16 protein-coding genes are annotated in these 19,477 nt (G+C 44.2%); 9 read left to right on the plus strand and 7 right to left on the minus strand.

What is annotated here, in order from left to right:
* The first annotated feature begins 19 nt into the window (after positions 1–19).
* Positions 20–2,686, plus strand: coding sequence for a UDP-forming cellulose synthase catalytic subunit (gene bcsA / locus ACT7WV_RS06950; RefSeq protein WP_445102207.1), 2,667 nt, complete (start codon positions 20–22; stop codon positions 2,684–2,686).
* Positions 2,687–3,103: 417 nt separating this feature from the next.
* Entirely contained in the window at positions 3,104–4,063 is a 960-nt protein-coding gene (locus ACT7WV_RS06955; protein ID WP_445102208.1) for a hypothetical protein, read from the plus strand.
* Positions 4,064–4,070: 7 nt separating this feature from the next.
* Here the strand turns inward: ACT7WV_RS06955 and lptC are convergent, their stop codons facing one another.
* The 3 genes from lptC to metG form a co-directional block, all read right to left on the minus strand.
* A complete protein-coding gene (gene lptC, locus ACT7WV_RS06960) occupies positions 4,071–5,282 on the minus strand; it encodes an LPS export ABC transporter periplasmic protein LptC (protein WP_445102209.1) in 1,212 nt (403 codons plus the stop codon).
* Entirely contained in the window at positions 5,266–5,868 is a 603-nt protein-coding gene (locus tag ACT7WV_RS06965; RefSeq protein WP_445102210.1) for a LabA-like NYN domain-containing protein, read from the minus strand. Before ACT7WV_RS06965 ends, lptC begins: the two co-directional genes overlap by 17 nt.
* Positions 5,869–5,977: 109 nt before the next feature.
* Positions 5,978–7,570, minus strand: coding sequence for a methionine--tRNA ligase (gene metG, locus ACT7WV_RS06970; protein ID WP_445102211.1), 1,593 nt, complete (start codon positions 7,568–7,570; stop codon positions 5,978–5,980).
* Positions 7,571–7,985: 415 nt separating this feature from the next.
* Between metG and ACT7WV_RS06975 the strand changes: the two genes are divergently transcribed.
* Positions 7,986–8,729 carry a lysophospholipid acyltransferase family protein gene (locus ACT7WV_RS06975; RefSeq protein WP_445102212.1) on the plus strand — a complete coding sequence of 248 codons (744 nt, stop codon included), beginning with the start codon at positions 7,986–7,988 and terminating at the stop codon, positions 8,727–8,729.
* 57 nt (positions 8,730–8,786) lie between these two features.
* Positions 8,787–9,608 carry an alpha/beta fold hydrolase gene (locus ACT7WV_RS06980; RefSeq protein ID WP_445102213.1) on the plus strand — a complete coding sequence of 274 codons (822 nt, stop codon included), beginning with the start codon at positions 8,787–8,789 and terminating at the stop codon, positions 9,606–9,608.
* 171 nt (positions 9,609–9,779) lie between these two features.
* On the opposite strand, the gene ACT7WV_RS06985 is transcribed toward ACT7WV_RS06980, so the two are convergent.
* Positions 9,780–10,520: a COP23 domain-containing protein gene (locus ACT7WV_RS06985; RefSeq protein WP_445102214.1), complete on the minus strand. Its 741-nt coding sequence runs from the start codon at positions 10,518–10,520 to the stop codon at positions 9,780–9,782.
* A 239-nt stretch (positions 10,521–10,759) separates the two neighbouring features.
* On the opposite strand from ACT7WV_RS06985, the gene crtR reads away from it, so the two are divergent.
* Positions 10,760–11,644, plus strand: coding sequence for a beta-carotene hydroxylase (gene crtR / locus ACT7WV_RS06990; protein ID WP_445105592.1), 885 nt, complete (start codon positions 10,760–10,762; stop codon positions 11,642–11,644).
* Positions 11,645–11,830: 186 nt separating this feature from the next.
* On the opposite strand, the gene aroH is transcribed toward crtR, so the two are convergent.
* A complete protein-coding gene (gene aroH, locus ACT7WV_RS06995) occupies positions 11,831–12,247 on the minus strand; it encodes a chorismate mutase (RefSeq protein WP_445105593.1) in 417 nt (138 codons plus the stop codon).
* Between the two features lie 30 nt (positions 12,248–12,277).
* Complete coding sequence (sppA, locus tag ACT7WV_RS07000) at positions 12,278–13,102, minus strand: signal peptide peptidase SppA (RefSeq protein WP_445102215.1); 825 nt, start codon at positions 13,100–13,102, stop codon at positions 12,278–12,280.
* 334 nt (positions 13,103–13,436) lie between these two features.
* On the opposite strand from sppA, the gene ACT7WV_RS07005 reads away from it, so the two are divergent.
* The 4 genes from ACT7WV_RS07005 to ACT7WV_RS07020 all read left to right on the plus strand — a co-directional run bounded on the left by ACT7WV_RS07005 (position 13,437) and on the right by ACT7WV_RS07020 (position 17,808).
* Positions 13,437–14,546, plus strand: coding sequence for a DMT family transporter (locus ACT7WV_RS07005; RefSeq protein ID WP_445105594.1), 1,110 nt, complete (start codon positions 13,437–13,439; stop codon positions 14,544–14,546).
* A 145-nt stretch (positions 14,547–14,691) separates the two neighbouring features.
* A complete protein-coding gene (locus tag ACT7WV_RS07010; protein ID WP_445102216.1) occupies positions 14,692–15,267 on the plus strand; it encodes a peptidoglycan-binding domain-containing protein in 576 nt (191 codons plus the stop codon).
* Positions 15,260–16,630, plus strand: coding sequence for a HEAT repeat domain-containing protein (locus ACT7WV_RS07015; protein WP_445102217.1), 1,371 nt, complete (start codon positions 15,260–15,262; stop codon positions 16,628–16,630). The genes ACT7WV_RS07010 and ACT7WV_RS07015 overlap by 8 nt, the downstream gene beginning before the upstream one ends.
* A gap of 89 nt (positions 16,631–16,719) precedes the next feature.
* Complete coding sequence (locus tag ACT7WV_RS07020) at positions 16,720–17,808, plus strand: glycosyltransferase family 4 protein (RefSeq protein ID WP_445102218.1); 1,089 nt, start codon at positions 16,720–16,722, stop codon at positions 17,806–17,808.
* Positions 17,809–17,931: 123 nt separating this feature from the next.
* On the opposite strand, the gene ACT7WV_RS07025 is transcribed toward ACT7WV_RS07020, so the two are convergent.
* Positions 17,932–19,209: a bifunctional sterol desaturase/short chain dehydrogenase gene (locus ACT7WV_RS07025; RefSeq protein WP_445102219.1), complete on the minus strand. Its 1,278-nt coding sequence runs from the start codon at positions 19,207–19,209 to the stop codon at positions 17,932–17,934.
* Positions 19,210–19,477: the final 268 nt, after the last annotated feature.

Raw genomic sequence — 19,477 nt, forward strand, 5'->3', positions numbered from 1 at the left:
CTCCAACCCCAACAATGTTATGTCTTTCTCCTGGCTTAGATCTCGGTTACCGTCGGCTAACCGTCCCCGTTCCTCGGTAACCTTCTGGCTGGTCGATCTCCTACCCCAGTTTTTTAATCGGGCTTTAGCACGGTTAGAACTACAGCCTTTAAAGTGGCTTATTTTACTGCTGCTGTTGCTATCGATTCCCCTAATTATTACGCCGCTCGAGATTTGGCAGCAGGGAGTTGTTGCCTTGCTGCTGATTATGCTCAGTCAGATAATCGTGCGGGCCGACTCCCAAGAATCCGACAAAAAAACTAGTGAATATTTCCACTTATTTTTGGTCTGGCTGAGTGTTGTCACTACAGCCCGCTATCTCTACTACCGCACTAGCTATACCCTGAATTTTGATAGTCCACTCAACGGCATCTCTTGTCTGCTGCTGTACGGGGCGGAACTTTATGCGGTTATCACCCTGTTTCTGTCGTATTTTCAAACTCTGAAAATCCAAGAGCGCGAATCGGTTGCTCTAGCAGAGTTTCCTCAAAATCAATGGTTTAAAGTCGATGTCTATATCCCGACTTACAACGAAGATGTGGAGATTGTGCGCAAGACCACACTAGCAGCTTTAGCCCTAGACTATCCAGCGAACAAAAAACGAGTTTATATCCTAGATGATGGTCGGCCAGAAAAATATCAGGAAGACGATCCACGCCGACAAACTTTTAACGCCCGTCGAGAACAGTTGCGCCAAATGTGCGTCGAACTAGGTGCGGTTCTGATGACTAGGGACAGCAATGAACACGCTAAAGCTGGTAATATCAACACTGCCTTTCGCCGTACTGATGGTGATTTAGTACTAATTCTCGACTGCGATCACATTCCCTCACGGCAGTTCCTTCAAGATACAGTGGGCTTTTTCTTTGACCCAAAAGTATCTTTTGTGCAAACTCCTCACTGGTTCTATAACCCTGATCCTTTTGAGCGTAATTTGCTAACCAAGGGAAAAGTTCCTGTGGGTAATGAACTCTTTTATAAGGTGCTGCAAAAGGGTAATGATTTCTGGAATGCAGCTTTTTTCTGTGGTTCAGCTGCTGTGATTCGTAAACAGCATGCTCTCGAAGTCGGAGGAATTGCTACAGAAACTGTCACAGAAGATTGTCACACCGCATTTCGGCTGCATTCTTTAGGTTATAAGTCGGTCTACTACGACAAAATTATGGTGGCGGGTTTAGCACCAGAGAAATTTTCTTCCTATGTTGGGCAGCAAGTGCGCTGGGCTAGAGGCATGGCCCAGATTCTGCGGTTAGAAAATCCCCTGATTAACCCAAAACTGAATCTGAGCATTCCTCAAAGACTCTGTTACTTTAGTGCGACTTCTCACTTTTTTTACGGCTATCCCCGGTTAATTTATGCGATCGCTCCTACTCTGTTTTTGTTGTTTGGTCTCAGACCAATTCAAGGTTTGGGTTTAGAGACTGTTGTCTATGCTTTGCCCCACATTTTCATCTCTCTGAATGCTACTTATATCAGCTACAAAAACGTTCGCTTTTCCTTCTGGAATGAGATTTTTGAATTTGTGATGGCTTTCCAGGCAGGATATGTCACTTTGATGGCGCTAATTAATCCTAATCTGGGTTCGTTTAATGTTACTGACAAGGGGTTAATTGTCACCAAACGCAGCTTTGATTGGGAGTCTGTGCGCGGTTTATTAGTAGTAACCGCATTCGTTGTCGTCTCTCTGATTGCTGTACCCTTCTGGCTGTTGCTCCGTCCAGAGGATGCTGAGGCGGTAGTAATTAATGGTTTATGGTGCCTTTTTAATCTAACATTGCTGTTTGCTGCCTTGGTTGTTGCCTTCGAGCAACCGCAACGGCGCGTCGCTCATCGTCTCTCAAGATGCCTAGGTGTTCTAATTCATAGCTCTGGTCAAGCTTGGAGTGGTACAACCATTGATGTCTCAGAAACTGGTGCACTAATTGCCCTAAATAACTTACCTGATCTACTGGATGAAGTAGAGGTTGAGTTAATCGGCGACTATGGTAAACGAGCATTGGTCAATGCACGAATTATCCGCGCAACACCCGTCAACGATGAGCTTACTCATTTAGCTGTTGATTTTGTCAATCCTACTCAAACCCAACTCGATAATTTGGCTTTGGTTATCTATTCTGATGTTAAAGAATGGTACTCCCAGAAGCGTGAGCATGTAGATCAACCACTGGCATCTCTAAAGTTCCTTGCTACTAGTCTCAATCGATCTTTGCGGGAGTTTCAACCAGCCAGCAGTAGTGTTGGCAAGGTACGCAAACGCGTTTGGGCAGAGGCTCAGCTCTACTGGGAAGGTCATTTTTACTCCGGGAAGGTTACTGAACTGGGGATTGGGAGTTTACGGCTGGAATTAGATGGTGGCAGCAACTCTGAGATATCGGATGTTCACAGGCACAGTGAGCCTTACCTCCGGGAAAAAGACCTGGAAAAGATGCGGCAAGAGAAACCTATTGTGGGCTTGTTATTGTCTCAACAAACAACTAACCCTTTACCGGAGCGCTTTCTGGCGGAAATCGTGGCAGTAGAAGTCTTGTCTCTTCCAAAAAACAGTGACCGACCCTATCCTAAAGTCGCACTTGAGTTAAATTTCCCAGAGCAGTTTAAGCACAAACAGACAGAGAAAATCAAACAGCTTCTGCAAGAGCTCGGATAACATATCAGGGCTTATTAAGCAATCATCCTAGGAATTATATGCTTTTTGTTTTGATAGAAGAATACAGCCCTGAAAAAATTTAAAATTGTCAGAATAAGAGGGGTATTCTAGTCAATTAAGTACTGCCATCATCATTAGCAAGTTAGAATTATCAGAGGCTGAAACTGCCTCTGGAAATTTGTTGTAGGTTAATCAGCTTAGAAAAAATTACAAGCTGTAACTATAAACAAAAACATTAATAATCCCTTAATATGAGAATTTCAGTTAATAAATGTTAAGGAAGTAAATTAAAATTAACTAGTGAGAGAAAATTTATAGAGAATTTATTCTTTTTGTCAGTTTCTTCATCGTAACTTACTCAAAAGTTACTGATGTACCAATTAAACTGAAAGAAGCTATAACTGCGCCTTATAAATCATGATCGGATCTCCACTCAAGAAATTTGTCCTTGCACCGGTAATACTTTCAGCGTCAGTCTTTGCTGCGCTGACCTTACCCCTAGCTTTGCTTGGGTCGAAAACAATCAGCGTCCAAATGCAGAAAGAGCCAGTTTTTAATGGTGAAATAAGGGATATCGCGACTCCTTACCTAGGCTTGGCAACTTTACTGAGTCTCGGCGCAGGTGTTGCCAGTGTAGCGCTAACCGGGTGGCAACAATCTGCCCGTAAATCTGCTCAAGTTGAGGAAAAACTATCGGGTCTAGCACAACAACTGCAAGAAAAGGAAGAACAATTAAAAGAACTGAAACTCTCAGAATCAAGACTGAAAACTTCTGGGCTTAAGGAGTTTTTGGCTCAGGAAACTGAATCTAGTGTTGCTTCTTCACCACAATCAAAAGCTAAAATCGCTCCTCCATCTAATCAGGATCAACCAGTAGCACTGCCTCAAATAGAACAAGTAGCGCCTGCGTTTAACTCAGCCTTCACCTTGCTCAATCATGCCCAGCCAGCTTCTCCACTCAAGCCATCCCCGTCAGCAACCTTGCCAAGGTTATCAGAAGTTGAGGAACTCCATTCTCAACTGCAACAAATGATGACTAGGATAGCATCCCTCGAATCGGTGATAGAAGCTGTACCAGTAGCTACCGTTTCTCATCAAAAAATGGCTGCTGATCTGCAAGTAGCGGAGTATCTTAACTCAAACTCCCTCAAGGTTCTCCAGTCTTGGGCAGTAGACAACTCAGAAGATCAACTTGAACTTGAAACCGTTCGACAAAAGCCTCTTTTGGCAAAAAACTCTTTTGTGAGCGAATCGCCCCAATCTCAGGGTAACTCAGCAGTTTGGTCACAAAGGCAGCCAGAAGCATTAAGAAGCGAAAACCCCAGCATCAAAAAGAGTTCTAAGAGGGGGAAAAAACGCCGCCCCAAATATGCTTGACCTCTTTTCAAGGAATTTTAATTGGACTATCTTTAGGAATAATTTCTGTCACCACACGTGTGCCAGCGCCCCCTTTAACAACAATACTTTGGTCTTGAAGTTTACCCTCTGCCGTTACACCTGTAGTATTGAGTGGTGGGTCAACCTGTTGATAAATCACATTACCCGAAGCCTGCATTAACTGAGTCGGAATATTCCATCTCAGTTGATTGCTGTAGAGTTTTGCCTGATTTCGACTAGCAATACCTTGGACGCCGCCAGTTAAATCAGCAACTTCTCTCTCCAAGTCTATCTGACCCTGGTTGGCTGTAAGAGTGAGGTTTTCTTTTTGTTGGACAATCTGTAATGGTTGATCTGAGATCACTGTTTGGGTATTTAAGTTCCAAACGGCTGAATTGCTTGACATTAAAAGTGGTGGATCCACCGACTTCAGTTGAACATTTTGTTGCAGGGTTACTACTTTGGTTTTCTGGTTTAATTCAGATTTGTCTGCTTCTACTGTGTCTGTTACTTTCTGATCTTTATATCTTTCCATATGAATACGTTGGTCTCCAAGCACTTTCTGGTCTTGGATCAACCACACTAAATGTTCCGTTTTCATATGTAAGTTTGGGTCTTTAGAGATTGCTGCGACTTGACCCGTTAACTCCAGTTGTTGTTTTCTGCTAAAGTAGCGCCCTTCTTTTGCTGAAGCTTGTAGTTGGGGATGTTCACCCTTTAAGTTATTACGAACGACTAATAAATCTTCCTGAGGATGCCACTCTAACTCCTCACCCCGCAATTGTGTTCCGTTGCGTAGGTCTTTGGCAATAATTTGTCCCCGTAAAAAGACTATCTGACCATCCTGTTGAATTTCTCCCTGCTTTGCTGAAACTTGCAAGACTACTTTTCCGTCTTGGAACAAATCACCGGTTGGATTTTCCACGATGGCTGTTTTTTTATCTTGAGAGTAAGTGGCTTTTTCTGCTTTTATTTCCCAAAGAGGATTTCCTTTCTCATCTGCCTGATCAAGGGTGACATTGTTAAAGACAAGGCTTGCTTCAATTTCCGTTTCGCCAGTATTTTGCTTTGTTGGTTTTGCCGAGTCACCTTTACGGTCACAGGCAGATAACACAACTATCAAGAAAATACCAAAGGCAAAAGCAGAAAATCTTTTTCCCTTGGCATTTTTCTTCGGTCTATTCCAGACGGTAATAGTGTGATTATTCTTCTGTTTCATCCATAAGACCAATGCCTGACAACGGACGATAAGAATAGTTTTGTCTGGGCGTTTTTTGGATGCTTTCTTTAATGTTATCGAGGTCAATGTATCTATCAGCTACGTTAATCAGACTATCACTAGTCATTGAGCGCAAGCTGACCACTTCAATACGGGCTCCCCGATAGCTGACAGCATCCACTGCATAGGCAAGATCCCCATCGCCACTCACCAGAACTGCGGTTTCGTAAGAACCAACTAGCGCCATCATATCTACAGCAATTTCCACATCCAGATTCGCTTTTTTAGAGCCATCTGGCAGCTGAACTAAATCCTTGGCAATTACTCGGTAACCGTTACGACGCATCCACAACAAAAAACCCTGCTGTTTTTCGTTAGTACGATCAACGCCTGTGTAAAAGAAGGAGCGTAGTAGCCTTGAACCAGCAGTTAAACGACACAGTAGTTTAGTGTAATCGATCTCAATTCCCAATTGTAAAGCAGCATAAAACAAATTTGAACCATCAATAAAAATGGCAACGCGACCGCGATTTTCTAAAACTTGTTCAGGTGTAAAAACAGGATCATTACTAAAGTTGTTCAACATGATTGTTATGCCTCATTTTATGTAAAAAAAGTTCAATGTCTGCTATTACAAAAATCAGAATTTTGATTAGTCACAATTTGATTTTATGATTAAAAAGACGTAAAATTAATCAAGATTGTTCCAGTCGAGAAAAGACTGGTTTGGCTTCTCCTAATTTTTGATTAGCTGGCAAACTTCCCCAAACTACTTGAGTGGAATAATTTACAGAATTTCTAATTAGATTTTGGTCGTTAAAATCAATTGAAAAACCTAACTGTTGATAGATATCTGTGCTGATATTGGGAATAATTGGGGATAAGAGATAGGCAGATAGTCGTACTGATTCCAAAACGGAATACAGGACTTGTTCGACTGCTGTTAAATTACCTTGCTTATAGAGACTCCACGGGGCTTGCTCATCAATAAATTTGTTACTTGCCCTGACTAGAATAAAAAGTTCTCTACAAGCTTCACTAAAAGATAATTTTTCGTATGATTGAGGGACGCGATCGCTCAATTCTCTACCAATTTTCTTCAGGGGATTATCAGCTAGAATGTCATCACCGTTGAGATTGGGGACACGGCCGTCACAATACTTGAGTGCCATTTTTAGTGTTCGGTTGAGCAGATTGCCCAAATCATTGGCTAAATCGGCATTCACAATATCGATGAAACGGGTTTCACTAAAATCTCCGTCTCGCCCAAATTCAATCTCTTTGAGAAAGTAATAGCGGATTGCGTCAGCCCCGTAACGATTGACTAAATCTACTGGGTCCAAGGTGTTACCCAGGCTTTTGCCCATTTTTTGACCGTCCTTCGTCAGAAAGCCATGCCCAAACACCTGCTCTGTAACTGGTAAACCTGCTGAGGTTAACATAGCTGGCCAGTAGACAGCATGAAATCTCAGAATATCTTTACCAATCAGATGTAAATTTATTGGCCACCACTTTTTTAAAGCATTCTCTAAGGTTGGTTCGCTATCCGGATCAAGAAGGGCTGTAACGTAACCTAAGAGAGCATCAAACCAAACATAGATAGTGTGGTTGGCATCGGTCGGTACCCGGAATCCCCAGTCTAGATTAACTCGAGAAACGGAGAAGTCCTGAAGTCCCTGGCTAACAAAACTGAGAACTTCATTGCGACGACTTTCTGGTTGGATAAAATCAGGTCGTTCTTGATAGAGAGCTTCTAACTGGCTTTGGTATTTAGAAAGCCGGAAAAAGTAATTTTGCTCATCCCGCCATTCTACTTCTACATTCGAGTGGATTGGACAACGTTTATCCTTTAAAAGCTCGCGTTCTTCTTTAAATTCTTCGCAGGAGACACAGTACCAGCCTTGTTGTTGACTTAGGTAAATGTCGCCTTTTTGCCAAACTCGTTGCCAAAATTCTTTGACAATCGCTTCATGACGGGTCGAGGTTGTTCTGCTGAAACGGTCGTAGTCAATATTAAGCTTCTGCCAAAGAGCATCAAACCCTGCAGCCACTTTATCACAGTGTTCCTGAGGCTTTAGCCCATACTTTTGGGCTGTACGCTGAATCTTTTGCCCATGTTCATCTGTGCCGGTAATCAACAACACAGATTTACCGCGCAGCCTTTCAAATCGAGCTACCGCATCTGCCGCCATTGTTGTATAGGCACTGCCGATGTGGGGTAAGTCGTTGACGTAGTACAGGGGGGTCGTAACAGCAAATGTGCTTCTATTTGTATCTGTATGACTCATCTGAAGTTGAAGAAATACCTCTCCATAAAACTACTTTTAATTCCCAGTGTATGGCCACAGGTATTTATTTTAATAATTGTTTCAATCTTAAGTGTGCTTAAGTTCACTTTCTTTATCTGAACAAAGGTATTCATGAATACCAATCGCTGATTTTAACAGCCTAAGTTTCATTGAAAAACCGGAAAAAATGACTGCCAATTTAACCAGGAATTCTTAAGTAGCAGTTACGTACCTATTATTACCCAATCATCTTCAGGCTCTGCAAAAACAGCCGATAAATGAACATAAGACTTAATGTTGCTAGACACTTAACTAGACTACTAAGCATTAATACTTAGTAGTCTAACAAATAAGTAACATTAGTTAGTATTGTTAAGAAAGATGAATACTTTGCCACCAGCGATAGTTTCAACCCATGCCTGACGATAGCCCCCTACAAATTTCTCGTTCGCTACTAGCGGCAACAGGAACACAGATGTTTGTTTACCACGAAGACCGCATCCCAGAGGATTGCGCCGTTGTGGTGGTAAGTAACCATCGCAGTTTTATGGATGCACCTTTACTGATGGCAGCCTTGAGACATCCCATTCGCATTGCTTGCCATCACTACATGGGACATGTCCCCATCATGCGGTCTCTAGTCATGCAGTTGGGTTGTTTTCCTCTGGAAAAGCCACAGAAGAGACAGCAGTCTTTCTTTCAGCAGGCGACTGAACTACTAGCGCAAAACCAATGGGTTGGCGTTTTTCCCGAAGGAGCTCAACCAATGGTGCAGTTGACTAAGCCTGGAGAAATGTCTCAATTTCACCGAGGTTTTGCTCATTTAGCCCTAAGGTCATCGGCACGGTATTTGGCAGTACTGCCAGTAGCAATTGCCTCCCTGGAGGAAAGTGTAAACTCAACAGTGCCACTGCGCTTGTTGCACCTGTTTGACCCATCAGAACCACTATTCAAACAACCAGGTAAGCATCCGATGGTAATTCATCGCCGCGTTGCAGTATTGGTCGGACGTCCTTACTGGATTACGCCCAGAAAACGGGAACTTTATCAAGGTAAACAAGCTAGGCAAATTGTCTCTGAAGTTAATAACACTTGTCGGGAGGAAATTGCTACTTTACTGCATCAAAGTGTCGATAGTAGTCAATTTGCCACAAACTAACGGGGACTCAGTTCTAAGCTTATTTAAATCGTCTTGATTGAATTGGAAGCAATAAACATGCCAGAAGTTAAGAGTCGCCCTTGTTTTCTAACACCAGGGCGATTAAATCCAGATTATCCATTATTTGTTTTTCTGCCGGGGATGGATGGCACAGGTCAGTTGCTTCGATCACAGACGAAAGGTTTAGAATTAGCCTTCGATGTTCGCTGTTTGGCAATTCCGCCAGATGATTTAGCTGACTGGGACGAACTCACTGAGACAGTGGTAGATTTAATTAAACAAGAGCTAAATAAGCGTCCCTCGCGTTCAGTTTATCTGTGTGGCGAGTCTTTTGGAGGCTGTCTAGCGATTAAGGTAGCGCTCAAATCCCCGCACCTTTTTGAGAGGATTATTTTGAGCAACCCGGCGAGTTCCTTGAAGCAAAGACCCTTGTTACGATGGGGTTCGCCACTAGTTCGCTGGATACCAGACTCTTTCTACCAGTTCTCGGCATTAGTCTTTCTACCTTTCCTCTCCGCTTGGGAAAAGACTGCACCGAGTGATCGCCAAGCACTTCTCCAGGCGATGCAGTCTGTACCGGCTAACACGGCTAATTGGCGGGTATCCCTGTTAAGTGAGTTTGACGTGGATGAAAGGCAACTAAGAAGAATTAGCCAACCTGTCCTGATTATTGCTGGTGCTGCTGACCAACTGTTACCATCAGTGGATGAAGCACAACGCTTAGTTAAGTACTTGCCCAATGGCAAGATGATCGTCTTGCCTCGGTCGGGTCATGCCTGTCTTTTGGAAAAAGACGTTAATCTTTTTGAACTCCTCAAGAATCAAGGCTTTCTGGCAAACATTCTAGGGGAAAAGCATTCTATCTCTTGCCAGGAGTAAACAAACTACCCTAGCCGGAGCTTTTGTTCACCGCAGACTAAGACAGATAAACACTGACGGATCAAGGTCACTCTTCATCTGCCTTAGTCTGCGGTTACCACTCCTCACTCCCCACTCCCGTGCCCAAGGCACGTTTTCAGCATAACCAGTCTAGATTTAACCAGGCAATAGTTACCTTTGGTTGTTGGTTGGCAACCAAGGACCAGTACCACCATCAGCCCGGTCTAAGAAAGGCTGCAAGTTAATGTTACCAGAACGCTGAGAGGGTTTTTTGTCCCCAATGCCTAGAACGGAAAGACCCTCCTGGAATACCTGATCGAGTAGTTGTAAACCACTACCCCGACTGGTAAAGGTGTTGACGGCATCGGTTTGTTGACCAATATCAGCAACCACCAAGTTTTCAAAGACGCGATCGCGCGTTACTTCTGGATCTTGACCTGGAGGCACTGTCAGCACGATGCGACAGGATGGATCTAGTTGAGTGGTAACACAAAGAATGTCGTAGCGATTTTCCACCGCAGTTTGCAGTTCCAATAAGCCATCAGGTCTGTAGAATTCTAAACGTCTACTGATTTCGTTACAACGCGACTCTGGTGTCCAACCACCACCCATAGCACTAGGAGTCGCCCAGGCATAAGCTTCACCTGGTTCACTTGGTGGGTGATACATTACGGTATAGTCACCATTAAAAAATTCGCAAGTAAACCGAGGTTCTTCAGACTGATCAATACCTGGTTCAAACTCTGGTATTTCTGTTTCTGTATCTAAATTTTGAGCCAAGGTAGTATTACGGGCTAGCTGACTCTGAACAGTTACCGGAATAAAAGTGCTATTTAAGGCAAATGCACTACTGTTAGCCATTAGAATTACCACACTAACTGACCAACTAATATGATCAAACGTTAAGGACATGGCTCCCCTTTCCCCTAAAACTTTCTCTTCTTAGCTTTTGACATTGGCATCAAAAGCTAAGCTGATATCCTGTGACTCTGTGAGTAAACCAATCGTTCCCAGACTCGTCAGCGCAACTGTTGAGCAATTGACAGTATAGATGAGTTACTCTAATGTTTGTTCACAAATCTTTATCATGGTCTTCTGGTGCCTTATACTACCAAAGAACAGTAGAAATGCATGAAGGAGTAAACAAAAATATGTCGGAGGCCCAGAAGCCACTGACAGCGCCCAGAGAATTGCTTGGGCCTCCCGGTGACTTTAATCCAACGCTACTCATGTTTCTAGTAGCGATTGCGTTAGTCGTAATTTCCACCTGCGGTTACTGGCTTTGGGACTGGCCCGACTGGTGTAGCTTTTGCACTAACGTCCTCGCTTTACACATGTCGGGAACAGTAATCCATGATGCCTCTCATAACTCTGCCCACCGCAATCGCTTGGCGAATGCCTTAATGGGACATGGGAGCGCACTAATGTTGGGCTTTGCCTTCCCGGTGTTTACCAGGGTTCACATACAGCACCATGGCAACGTCAACGATCCCAAAAATGACCCTGACCATTTTGTCTCCACGGGTGGTCCCCTCTGGTTGATTGCAGCTCGCTTTTTTTATCACGAAATATTTTTTTTCAAACGGCGTTTGTGGCGTAATTATGAGTTGTTGGAATGGTTTTTGAGCCGTTTATTTGTTGCCAGTATCGTCTGTCTTGCCTATAGGTATGGCTTTTTGGGCTACATCATGAACTTCTGGTTTGTACCAGCACTAGTTGTTGGTCTAGCACTGGGACTTTTTTTTGATTATCTGCCCCATCGCCCCTTTAAGGAACGCGACCGCTGGAAAAATGCCAGAGTCTACCCTAATCCCGTCCTCAACCTACTGATTTTGGGGCAGAATTACCACTTGATTCATCATCTATGGCCTTCTATTCCCTGGTATAACTACCAGCCTACTTACCATGCGGTGAAGCCTTTACTAGATGAAAAAGGGTGTGCTCAATCCCTGGGGCTACTAGAAGGAAAAAGTTTTCGGGGTTTCTTATATGACATCTTTTTGGGTATACGTTTCCACAGTAAACAACCTGAGTAAAACCTCAAAAAGGCTAAGTAGAAGAATATTAAGCTGAGTATTTCCTTGAGTTAGTCAAGTCATTGAGGCAGAAAAAGCAGAATCTAGAGTAACACCTAGAGAGGTTACCATAATTGTGGATTAAGTGCGCTCTCAAACTATCTGTTGGCGCTCTAGGTTCTGCCACCTATTAACCTCTGGCAAACTTCAGCGACGAGATTGAGCAACAGGCGATTCCTCTGGTACATCTTGAGACAAACTCCAATCCGGTCTTAGATTTTTAGCTTGACGTAGATAGGGATGATCAATATCTGCTTGTGACACTGATGTATTCAGGTGAATTAAAAACCGGATACAGCGCTCCAAACTGCCCTCGACGTGCATTTGCTGCACGTCGAGCAAAGCAACATTTTCCCAGTGAGGGCGCGATCGTGCGATCGCCGCAGGAAAAATTGCATCCAAATCACGTGTCGTGGTGAAGGTAGCACTGATAATCTCCTCGTAGTCAATCTGATTACGTGCTTCTAGTTCGTCTAGTAATTCCATCACGGCTTCTCGGATTGCCTCAACCGTATTTTCCGAGACAGTAGTTGCGCCACGAATCGCTCGAACTTTCCATTCCACCACTTGCATCCTCCGCATTGCCAATTCCGCCTATGGTCTATAAAGCCACAGAGGCTGACCACTAGTAGACAGTTCAAATTCTACCCAATCTATACCAGCTGATAGCCCTGACCTCGTCTTACTACTACTGCCGGGTAGCAGGCGGTTCCAGAAAGGTTTTGGTTCTTCTATCGTCTCACACTTAGTTTTCTCTGGGTCAAGACCCACCAGTTGTGTTGCCCAACGGCGAGCATCCTCTTCTGTTCCTAAGCGGTCAACGACACCCAATTCTAGAGCTTGCTGACCCGTAAAAATACGACCATCGGCAAAGGTTTTCACTGTTTCTACAGCCAAAGAACGACCTTCAGCCACGGTTTCCACAAACTGCTGATAACTAGTATCTATCAGTTCCTGAAGAATATTTTTTTCCGGCTCAGTCAGTTCGCGATCAAAAGCCAGAATGTCTTTGTAAGGGCCAGACTTAATCACTTTGAAGGAAACACCAACTTTCTCTAAGAGGCGCTCTAGATTATTGCCTCTGAGGATTACCCCAATACTGCCAGTAATCGTGCCTGGGTTTGATACTATGTGTTCGGCCCCCATGCCGATGTAAACCCCCCCGGATGCCGAAATATTGCCAAAGCTGGCAACAATTTTGACCTTCTCTCGCAAGCGCATTAAGGCACTGTAAATTTCCTGGGAATCCCCCACAGTTCCCCCAGGAGAGTCAATGCGTAAGAGTAGGGCAGGAAACTTCTTCTCTTCAACGGTTTTGAGGGCGTCCAGAACCCGCTTGCGGGCAGCACCGGAGATCACGCCAGTGACTTCTATACGAGCTATTTGTTTACGGTAATTGGGCTTAAAAGGCCAGGGCATGAGTCGTTCGAGTGGTGTTGAGTTGTGAGCTTTGAGTTTTTGCTTAGTTAGCTCAGCCTAACAATCTTCTGGAGCTATTTCTCAGAATCTTCAAGCAAGAGCCAAATTTAGGTAGAACTTTAGACCCCCTGTCTTAGTGAGCAGGGAGTAGGCATTTTCTTCCCTTTAATCTAGCTTGGAAGCTCAGCATTAGCTTGATTAAGTGCAGCCAAGACCAGAAATTCGTCTCATTTGCTTAATACAAAGCAATCATTCGGTACAATTTATGTAAAGAATAATAAAGAAACGTTATACAATCCTTGTTCGTTGTCTGATGCAGCGCCGAAAGTATCTCATGCAGCCAAACATCACCAAACTCAAACCAGCCTTCGCTACTTTATTACTGATTGCCCCTTTTTTCTTCTGGGGAACAGCAATGGTGGCAATGAAGGGCGCTATCCCCAATACAACTCCCCTATTTATGGCAGGGGTACGTTTGGTGCCAGCAGGAGTTTTAGTCTTAGTGGCGGCGATTGTACTCAAAAGGCCTCAGCCAAAAAGTTGGGCGGCGTGGCTATGGATTAGCTTGTTTGCTCTAGTAGATGGCGCACTCTTTCAAGGGTTTTTAGCAGAAGGATTAGTAAGAACTAGTGCCGGTTTGGGCTCAGTGATGATTGACTCTCAACCCCTAGCCGTAGCATTGCTATCTGGGTTGCTCTTTGGTGAAATCATTGGAGTGTGGGGAGCTATTGGATTGTGTATCGGGATTCTAGGAATCAGTCTGATTGGCTTACCAGACCAGTGGTTTTTGAGTTTACTGCAAGGCCAGGCAATTGCCGTAAATTTTAACTGGCAAGAGCTGTTTCAAAACGGAGAATGGCTGATGCTGTTAGCCTCTCTGTCGATGGCAGTAGGTACAGTGATGATCCGCTTTGTTTGCCGCTATGCTGACCCCCTTACCGCCACAGGGTGGCACATGATTTTAGGCGGCTTACCCCTGTTTGCCCTCTCCGGTGCCTGGGAATCTGATCAGTGGACGTATCTTGACCCATCTGGCTGGACAGCGCTGGTATACTCAGCCATTTTTGGCAGTGCGATCGCTTACGGTCTATTCTTTTATTTTGCCTCTAGTGGTAACCTCACTAGCCTTAGTGCTTTAACCTTTCTGACACCAATATTTGCCCTACTCTTCGGCAAGTTATTTTTGTCTGAGGTACTTAGCCCCTTACAGTGGATTGGTGTCTCTCTGACTTTGGTGAGCATTTATTTGATCAATCAGCGGGAAAAGATAGCGCAGCAGTGGCAATCTCTGCTCCAGAAAACGTCAACTGCTGATCAACAAGCACCAGTTGCCGAAACTGTAGCTCAAAGAGAACTCCTCTTAGAGGAATCTCAATCAGCAACATTAACGCCAATCCCCTTCAATGTGAAAGAATCAGAGACGGAAATGTTACCCCATCGGTGAGTTTCTAACTTCGTCTTTTCCAATTAGCTTTCAGTCAAGGGTTGCTCTCCGGAATTAGGCGCAGTTACGATGGAGGAGATAACTAGGAGTGAAATCTCAGTGGTCAACACTGGCTAAACCACAAAATTCTTAGTTATCCTAACTTATGATTAATAGTCTTCATACTTTAATTCTAGCTACCTTTATTGCTTGCTTGAGCCTAGCTGTGGGTAAGAACCATAACTCTCAACCAGAGCCAGTTCTTGCCTATTCCTCGGTTGATTCTTCTTCTCTTAAACTGGCTCAAACTCCCCCGGTTAAAACCAATCAACCGACTATCGGACCTGGTAGTAGAGGAGAGAAAGTTAAAGAACTGCAAGAAAAGCTCAAAGAATTGAGCTACTACCAAGGAGAGGTGGATGGCGTCTATGGACAAGGTAGTCGGACTGCAATTAGGGAATTTCAGAAATCTGCTGGTTTAACAGCCGATGGTATTGCTGGTTCAACCACTTGGGAGCTTATAGAAACAGCTTTAGCTAAACAAAACCAACCTACTCCCCCCGAAGAACAAGAACAAAAAAAAGATGCTGACCAATCGACGATCAGTCTTGACATCCCCAAAAAGCCACTGTTGATACTATCGAGTGCAGTCTTAATCTATATTGTCATGCTGGGGGGAGCAGCCTTCTTCTGGAGCAAGGCGTTAGACTTCACTAAGACCGAATCCGAAGAAGATGGTTGAGCCTCAAGTTACTAGTTATTCTATGAGTCGCCGTCTCCCTACTGTATTTCTAGCTACTTGTGTTACTAGCTTTGGTCTATCTCTGGATACTAGCTATCAGCCTCAACTAGAGCCAGCCGTTGCTTTAGTCTCCCTTAGTGATGCTTCACCATCATCTATCCCTGTGAGTCAAGGGTTAGTTCAGCAGAAAGCAGTCCGTCAAGGAGAACAAGATACTAAAAGTAGTGTGAGTCGGTTATCCCATACATCATTAAACTTCCCACAAGCTGTCCTGCTCGCCCAGTCTCCTGCTGAACAATTGACTGAGCGGACTTTTATCAGATCAGGGGATCAAGGAAGCGATGTTGCCCAATTACAAAAACAGCTCAAGCAGCTAGGTTATTACCAGGATAAGGTGGATGGAATTTACGGAGCCAGCACAAAAATTGCTGTATCCAAATTCCAACAAGCTGTTGGACTTGAGGCTTTAGGCTACATTGGTCCCACAACCCAGAGTCGCCTCCAGACAGCTCAAAACCAACAGCTTGCTCCAGGAACCACCAACACCACAACTGCTAATCAAGCCAGTAGTGAGAGGGGAAAACTACTTTGGCTAATACCAGGCATTGCCGCAACCATAACTATTTTGGTTGGGGTAGCTTTATTTTTGCTGCGCAAGTTTAGTAAAACCAAAACAGTGCTAGAGCCTAAATTTCTAGCGGACGAAGAAAATCTGAGTACCCAAAAATCTCAGCTCAACAATCTTCAAACTGAAACACTTGCCCAAGAGCACCACCCTCAAGGATACCATCAGCAGTTTTCCCACCACAGCTATGAGAATACTCAGTCAGGGCTTGAGTCAACAGAAGCTACCTTACCTCAAAAAAAAACCACTCGTCTTTCCAAAATTGATATTGTTGAAGAATTAATCTCAGACTTACGGGGAGCTGACCCCAACAAGCGTAGCAAAGCTGTCTGGGAACTAGCACAGCAAGGAGACTCCAGGGCAGTAAAGCCCCTGGTTGATGCCCTGATTGATTCAGACTCTCAGCAGCGCAGCTTAATTTTGGGGGCAATCTCGCAAATTGGGACTAATACGCTCAAGCCTTTGAATAAAGCCCTAACCATCTCTTTGCAGGATGAAAGTCCTGAGGTGAGGAAAAATGCGATTCGAGACTTGACACGAGTTTACGAGTTGGCTGCTCAGATGAGCCAGATGTTGCGCTATGCTGCTGAAGACTCTAATCCAGAAGTTCGGGACACAGCGCTATGGGCAATGGCTCAGTTAAGTCGCATTCGTGGACCAGAAACGTTCAACAACTTGCCAACTTCGCCAGTTTCCCTCACTCCATCAGAAAATCAGCTTCAGGAACCACCGCGATAAGTGTATTGTTTTCGTTGGTTGTTCGTTGTTTATGTGTCAGCAACACCCCAGACAGCAAGAAATTATTAATAACCAATAACCAATAACCAATGACCAACGAACCAAGCAATTCATTTAGATTGCTACTTGTCTCCAGTCCTATTGGCCCATTGGGTTCAGGATTAGGAGGTGGTGTTGAATTGACCCTGCGTAACATTGCGATGGAAATGAGACGGCGGGGTCATACTGTAAAAATTGTGGCAACTCCTGGATCTAACAGTTGGGGAATGCCTCTAGTTGAGATTGATGGCACTCCACAAATTAGTGCCCAAACTCAAGGGCGAGATGCACCAACCATCATGCCAGCATCTTCTGCCCTGGCAAATGTTTGGGAATATGCACGGCAGGTTCAAGGTGACTATGATTTAATCCTCAACTTTGCCTATGATTGGTTGCCCTTCTATTTAACGCCTTTTTTCCATCGCCCCATTGCCCACCTAGTTAGTATGGGTTCGCTGACGGAGGCAATGGATCAAGTGATTGAGAAGGTAGTAACTGAGTTTCCTGGTACAATTGGTGTCCATTCTCAGGCTCAGGCAGCAACTTTTGCCTTTGCTGATCGCTGCCAATGCTTAGGAAATGGCATTCAACTCTCAATGTATGAGTTCTCTGCTCAACCATCACCCTGGATAGGATGGGTTGGTCGCATTGCCCCAGAAAAGGGTTTAGAGGATGCCGTGGCGGCATCTGAGTTAACAGGGATTCCTCTAAAAATTATGGGGTTCCTGCAAGCGGAGGGTTATTGGCAACGGATTCTTCGAGACTACCCGACTGCACCAATAGAATATGAAGGGTTTCTCGAAACTACAGAATTACAAAAGCGCTTGGGTAAGTGTCAAGCATTGTTAATGACGCCTCGCTGGGTGGAAGCCTTTGGTAATGTGGCAATTGAAGCCCTTGCCTGCGGAGTTCCCGTGATTGCCTATCGTCGCGGTGGACCTGCGGAAATTGTTGAGGATGGGAAAACGGGCTTTTTAGTCGAACCAGATTCTGTAGAGGGCTTGGTAGAAGCGATCAGAAAACTGCCTCAAATTGACCGTTATGCTTGTCGTCAAAGAGCAGAAGCTGAATACTCAACAACAGCAATGGGTGATCGTGTAGAGCAATGGTTTCGAGATATTTTGAAGTGGCGTAAATGAAATTACGGCAAGCGGGCAAGATGCCCGCACTACCAATTAAACAAAAATGGGATGCTCTCTATTTCTTTTGTTCTTTTCCCTATTTTCTCTATTCGGCAAACAGTTAGTAGATTAGTAACCTACTCAACTCATCTTTGATTTTGATAATGCCTCAGAATTGGTTGATACTTTCTTAATCTCAGTAGCTTTGTGACTAAATAGCTTGAAGTAAATTCCCGCAAAAAATTCTTTGATGGGAAAAGCGATAAAAGTCAATGGATTAATGGTGACAATGATGTTGCGTACATCTCGAATCGCCAAATTAATGATTTGCTTTGCCACCCAATCGGCTGACATCACGCCAATCGGATTCAGATTACTTTTGAAGGGGCCGAGAATCAGTTTTCTCACTACACAAGGGGCGTCGAGACGCCGCATTGTCACCAAATCTCCCAAGGTGCGTTTACTCAGTTCGTACAAGGGACTAAAAGTGGGGCTAACTTCTGCCTCCGATGTATTAACCCAAACTTCCTTGCGAGCAACATCTTCATTAGTGCGAACGGTGTTGAAAAATAACTCTAACAACCGCAAACTAGAAAAGGTATTAACTTCGTAGGATTTAGCGATCGCTGCTGCACTTCTTTCCCCATGAACGTTAATACCGTGATTGAGAATCAGAATATCTACTTTCTCTAATTCTGCGACCAATTCTGCCTCAGAACCTACTTGCCAGGTGAGTGTTTTCACGGGCAGATGCTCACCATTTACTTCTAAGGTAACGTTTTGGGGTGAGGATGTCAGAGCAATTACTTTCGCCCCACGGTTGCGGAGATGTTGCAGGAGCGATTGCCCTAGAGTACCAGATGCTCCGGTTATAGCAATAGTTTTGCCCTTGAGCGACAGTGCTGTACCTATTAGTTTGTCCACAATTGTGAAAGTGCCGCAATAGTATGCTTTTTGATTATCAAAGTGATGCCGCCAGTGATAAGGTCGATTCACTGTCCAATGAGAAGGTGGATCGATAAATGGGCCTGGTAAATGGGTCAAGTCAGTTAATTTATCTGCCAGTTTGATACCACTGCCACGAGCGATCGCACTGAGTAAGAAGGTTAAAGTGTAAAGAGAACCTGCCAAGGCTGCCCACTGTTGCTCTGGTGACCAAGTATAAGCTAACCACCATGTAGATAAGCTCAACAGTAGCATCAACAACGATTCTGGTACGTCATTACGCCATTGAGCCTGCCGATAAATCTGGTCACTGACGGCAGTTAAATCTGGACGGAAAACGCGATGATGCCACGAATGTAAACGATATAGGGGAGTCCAATAATGGGAGAAGACGTGATACAAGTCTCGCACCAGCTCTACCCAGAGGACAGATCCCAATCCCCAAGCTACCGTCGATATTAAAGAAATTACCATACACCAATCACCCAGTTAATTTTAGTTTGCCAAAAAATAAGCTAAGTATAAATCACTAGTACTGCACCTCTAAAACAACTCGCCATTTAAAGTCAACACAAGATTAATTTTCGTCTTCAAACTTCAACCTGTCTCCTAAGCACTCTTATTGTGCCAACAGCCATCAATTAAAGCTTGATGGCTTGCTGTTTTCCCTAGGCACTGATTGATCACTCAACCCCAAACACTCAACTACTTAATAATACTTAATTATGTATAAAATAAATTA

Source organism: Symploca atlantica LB2515 (assembly GCF_052546295.1).